The organism is Desulfococcus sp. (assembly GCF_041737845.1).
In the GTDB taxonomy this organism is placed as follows: domain Bacteria; phylum Desulfobacterota; class Desulfobacteria; order Desulfobacterales; family Desulfococcaceae; genus Desulfococcus.
This window is the reverse complement of record NZ_JBGSQX010000006.1, coordinates 1-5,116: the sequence shown is the minus strand read 5'-3', so window position 1 is coordinate 5,116 and position 5,116 is coordinate 1. Positions and strand designations below refer to the sequence as shown.

The 5,116-nt window shown below is 58.3% G+C and carries 2 protein-coding genes; both read right to left on the bottom strand.

Annotation, left to right across the window (positions count from 1 at the left end; translation table 11 throughout):
- Positions 1-151: 151 nt before the first annotated feature.
- Positions 152-2,527: a heavy metal translocating P-type ATPase gene (locus tag ACEW8N_RS00385; RefSeq protein WP_373497802.1), complete on the bottom strand. Its 2,376-nt coding sequence runs from the start codon at positions 2,525-2,527 to the stop codon at positions 152-154.
- Positions 2,528-2,605: 78 nt separating this feature from the next.
- Positions 2,606-4,984: a multicopper oxidase domain-containing protein gene (locus ACEW8N_RS00380; protein ID WP_373497801.1), complete on the bottom strand. Its 2,379-nt coding sequence runs from the start codon at positions 4,982-4,984 to the stop codon at positions 2,606-2,608.
- Positions 4,985-5,116: the final 132 nt, after the last annotated feature.

The following is a 5,116-nucleotide window of genomic DNA, read 5'->3' as shown; positions in this document are numbered from 1 at the left end:
GTTCTGACCCGACTGCCCGGCATGCTGGCCAAAGACGCCATCACGTTGACCCCAGCCAACTGGCTCGCAGCCCGCAGCGGGAAATCTCAGCGAACCGCTGCCTGACTTCATAACTGTCATAGATCTGCAAACTATGACACTTATGAAACGGTCATAGCAAAACCCTACGCAAGGCGCTTGGGACTACGCTTACGCCGAAGAAGGGGTATAGGGCACCGGCGGCGAGAGGGATTCCAAGCGCGTTGTAGATGAACGCGAAGAACAGGTTCTGCCGGATATTACGCATGGTGGCCCGGCTTAAACGTCTGGCTCTAACGATACCCCGCAAATCGCCTTTGACCAGCGTGATCCCGGCACTCTCTATGGCCACATCGGTACCGGTACCCATGGCAATTCCGACGTGAGCCTGTGCCAGGGCAGGGGCATCGTTAATGCCATCGCCCGCCATGGCAACGATATGCCCCTCTGCCTGAAGCTGCTTGATCAGTTCGGCTTTCTGCTCAGGCAATACCTCGGCATGTATCTGGTCTATCTCCAGCTTTCCGGCAACAGCATTAGCGGTGATCTGATTGTCACCGGTAATCATCACGATCTTGACACCTTCGGCATGCAGATCGCGAATGGCTTCGGCGGTTGACTCTTTGATCGGGTCTGCTACGCAGATCAAACCGGCGGCTTTGCCGTCAATGGCAAGCAGCATGACGGTCTGGCCTTCGGCGCGTTGCCTATCCGCTTGTTGTGACAGGTCTCCCGCGTTGATGCCCAGGCTTTCCAGCAGCGCTGCGTTGCCTGCCGCCACTGTCCTTCCAGCAACCGCACCGGTGACCCCTTTCCCGGTAACAGACTGGAAATTATCGACTTTAACCAGCTCGACCCCCTTTTCTTCCGCACCACGCACAATGGCTTCCGCCAAGGGGTGTTCGCTGGCCCGTTCGAGGCTGGCGGCCAGACGGAGCAGTTCATCCTCGGTAAAACCTGCTTCCGCCTGAACTGCGATCAGCTTTGGCTTGCCGACCGTCAGCGTCCCGGTCTTATCCAGCACCAGGGTATCGACCTTTTCCATGATCTCCAGTGCCTCGGCGTTCTTGATCAGGACTCCGGCCAGGGCGCCGCGTCCCGTTCCCACCATGATGGAGATAGGGGTTGCAAGCCCCAGTGCGCAGGGACAGGCGATGATCAGCACCGCAACGGCATTGATAACGGCATGGGCCAGGCGCGGTTCCGGTCCCCATACCCACCAGGCAATAAAGGTAAGGACGGCAATGCCAACCACAGCGGGGACAAAATAACCGGCCACCACATCGGCTAGTTTCTGTATCGGCGCCCGCGTGCGCTGGGCTTTGGCCACCATCTCAACAATTTGGGCCAGCAGAGTGTCGGCACCGACTTTTTCCGCCCGCATCAACAGACTGCCGGTGCCGTTGACGGTCGCGCCGATCAGTTGATCGCCAGTCGACTTGGCCACCGGTATCGATTCACCGGTGACCATCGATTCGTCGATGTTGCTGGCACCGTCGACAACCGTACCATCTACCGGCACCTTGTCGCCGGGCCGCACCCTCAGAGTGTCGCCGGTCTGTACCTGCTCCAGCGGGATGTCCTCCTCCTTTCCGTCCGCCCGCACAATGCGGGCCGTATTCGGGGCAAGGTTGAGCAACATCTGAATGGCCGCATTGGTTCGTGAACGAGCTCGCAATTCAAGGACCTGTCCGAGCAGGACCAGGGTGGTAATCATTGCCGCGGCCTCAAAATAGACAGCCACCCGTCCGCCGTGCATCTGCATAAGGGGGGGGAAGATCCCCGGGAACAGGAGTGCCACCATGCTGTAGCCCCAGGCGACCGAGACTCCCAGCGCAATCAGGGTGAACATGTTGAGATTCCGGGTCAGGACGGATTGCCAGCCGCGAACGAAAAATGGCCAGCCGCCCCAGAGGACGACCGGGGTCGCCAGCGCACATTGAATCCATTGAACCGTCTGCATGGAAAGCGATTCCGGCAGCCAGGCCGGCATCATATCGGCAATCATGGCCAGGAAAAACACCGGCAGGGTCAGCGCGGTGCAGATCCAGAAACGACGGTTCATATCGATCAACTCTTCGTTTTTTTCTTCACCGCTGGAGGTGACTGCTTCCAGCGCCATGCCGCACTTGGGGCAACTGCCGGGATGATCCTGAATCACTTCCGGATGCATCGGGCAGGTGTAAACGGTTTTTGTTGCCGATGCCGGTACTCCCATCGGCTCCAGCGCCATACCGCACTTCGGGCAATTTCCAGGACCGGGCTGTTGGATTTCCGGATGCATGGGACAGGTATAGGTGCCTTCTCCGGTTTTCTTTTCAGGCGGTGGGGCGGTCTTCTTCTCAAGATATTGTTGCGGGTGCGCCTTGAATTTCTGCAAGCAATGGTCACTGCAGAAAAAATACTGTTTTCCCGCATGGGCATACGAGTATTTTGCGTCAGGTGATACCGTCATGGCGCAGACGGGATCCGTGAGCTGATCTTTTTTTGTCGTTGGTTGGTTACTCATTTATTCACCCTCCACTTGGGCAGCTAACGAGGTGGGAATATCTCCGGCAACCGTTTTCCGTGAGACACTACTGGGCCTTCAAAACTGCCAGCGCAGACCGCCGCCCCAGCCGAACTCGGAATGCCATTGGCCGACCAGGGAAAAATGCTTGGACAGCAGATAGCTGCTCCCCGCCAGAGTTTCCCACTTTTCCTCGGTGTCATATTCGGCCTCTATAAATATAGCCAGTCGCGGCGTAAGCTCCAGGTGCTTGTCGACGGCGAACTGAAATTCACCGGCCGTGTCCACCCACACTCGCGACCCGATATTGAGGGGCAACAGGTAACGCAGCCCCAAAATGCCCTCTTCCCTTTCGGAGTCATCGCTCACACCTGCGAAATCAGCCCCGGCAAAGATGCTGGCAAAGCGGTTCAGGTAGTAGTCGTAGGCCGGTGTGACCTCCCACTCGACATCGTCCACGCGCTGCCAGCCCGCCTGCCATTCGGCTGAGAAAATATGCCGGGTGTTAGCGTAAACCAGCCTTCCCTGCGCCATCTGCGACAGCAGATCAACCTGACCATAAAGATGGAACGGATCATGGTAGAGGCGCGGGCGAACGGCGGCGGTGGCCGGGTCGGGCGTGAAGTTCTGATAGTGAACCAGCCGCGCCATGCCGCTTTCCATGTGATAGAGAAGGTGACAGTGAAAAAACCAGTCGCCGAACTCTTCCGCCGCAAATTCGATCACGGTGGTCGTCATCGGGGGAACATCGACGGTGTGCTTGAGCGGCGAGTATTCCCCCTGGGCATTGAGCACGCGGAAGAAATGCCCGTGCAGATGCATGGGATGATGCATCATGGTTCGGTTGATCATGATGAAGCGCACAATTTCATCGCGTTTAATTTCAATATGATCGGTTTCGGAGAGCGGTTTGTTATTCAGAAACCAGACGTAGCGCTCCATGTCGCCGTCGAGGGTGAGGCGAATTTCGCGAACGGGTTTGTGGGAATCGAAGGCGGTGGGCTGCAAGGCGCGCAGTTTATCGTACGGAGGCCCGGGACGTTCGGGGCTCATGCCGTCGACGGCCAGCGGGGCTTTCGAACTAATGTCTTCGGCGAGCAGCCCGAGCCAGGTGCTTCCGGGGGCGGCGGATTTCTCGTGAGAGATCATCCCAGGTTTGTCGTGGTCAGCGGTGGCGGCTTCCATCGGCATCCTCTCCTGCACCATTTCGCCCATGTTGTGGCCGGCATGATCCATCTCCATCGCCGGTGTGTCGTCCATGCCGGCATGGTTCATTCCCTCTTCCATGGCGCCGTGATCCATCCCCTGCATATCGTCCATGCCGTTCATCCCCGGTTGGTCGAATTTGCCGGCGCGCACATCCTTGCCGGGCATACCCATCGAGCCGCCCGGGGTTAACGCCAGGACGCGTTTGAGCGAGAGACCACCCATGGTGGCGTAGAGATTGGGGTGCGGGATATCCGGCGCAAGGTGGCGCTGCCCTTCGCCAATCCACAACGAAGCCTGACCGGAGCCGTCATGGGCGGTGGCGCGCAACTCGTAGCTGCCATTTTCCGGCACCGTGACGATTACGTCATAGGTCTCGGCTACACCGATCAGCAATCGCGGCTCGTCGAAGGGTTGCACCGGCAGTCCGTCTGCGGCGATGACCTGAAGCGGCCCGCCGGCAAACTGCAGATAGAAAAAAGTGGTCGCCGAACCATCGATAATCCGGAGCCGGATCTTTTCACCCGGTTTGGCGGCGAGGGCCTGTTGCGACATCCCGTTGAGGAGAAAACGATCATAGTACACATCGGCAAGGTCCATGGGGGGCATGCGCTGGAGTTCCCGGGAAAAATACGCCCCCAGCATCCCTAGCCGCGCCGCCCCCAACACGCTTTGAGCGCTGCCCTTTCGAATCGAATACCATTCACTGCCGCGTTTGAGGGTATGCAGTACCGAGTTCTCATCCTCGTCGGTCCAGTCGGACAACACCACGACATGATCGCGGAGCCCGTCAAACCTGCCCTCGTCCTTCGGCGCGATGACCAGCGCCCCATACAGACCCCGTTGTTCCTGGAGCATGGTATGGCTGTGATACCAGTAGGTTCCGGATTGCCGCAGATCGAACTCGTAGGTGAAGGTCTGACCGGGGGCGATCGGGGGAAAGGTGACGAAGGGGACACCATCCATGTCATTGGGCAGGAGAATACCGTGCCAGTGAATCGACGTTTCTTCGTCCATCCGGTTGTGGACGCGAATCACGGCGTGGTCGCCCTCGGTCGAGCGCAGGGTCGGCGCCGGCAGCTGACCATTGACGGTGATGGCCTGGACAGACCGGCCGGTGAAGTTCATCTCCTGCCGGGCAATGGTGAGATCATATTCGACCGTCGCCGCCGACAGTTCCGTTCCCGGCATAAGCAGCACAATGCCGAGCAACAGCGGCGCCACCGATTTCATGACGTTTACGACGTACATTCCTCACCCCAACTAACGCATAATTGACTAATTTTTTATCCATTGCTCTTTGAAAAGTTGTTTCGGTCTAAGGCTCTGTGAATACCTCTGCAGTAACCCCCAAAGCGACCAGGTACTCCCGTTGGTAATCTT

Bases quoted from the DNA above. Each gene is read 5' to 3' on its own strand.
- ACEW8N_RS00380 (WP_373497801.1), bottom strand. From the start codon at position 4,984: ATGTACGTCGTAAACGTCATGAAATCGGTGGCGCCGCTGTTGCTCGGC.
- ACEW8N_RS00385 (WP_373497802.1), bottom strand. From the start codon at position 2,527: ATGAGTAACCAACCAACGACAAAAAAAGATCAGCTCACGGATCCCGTC.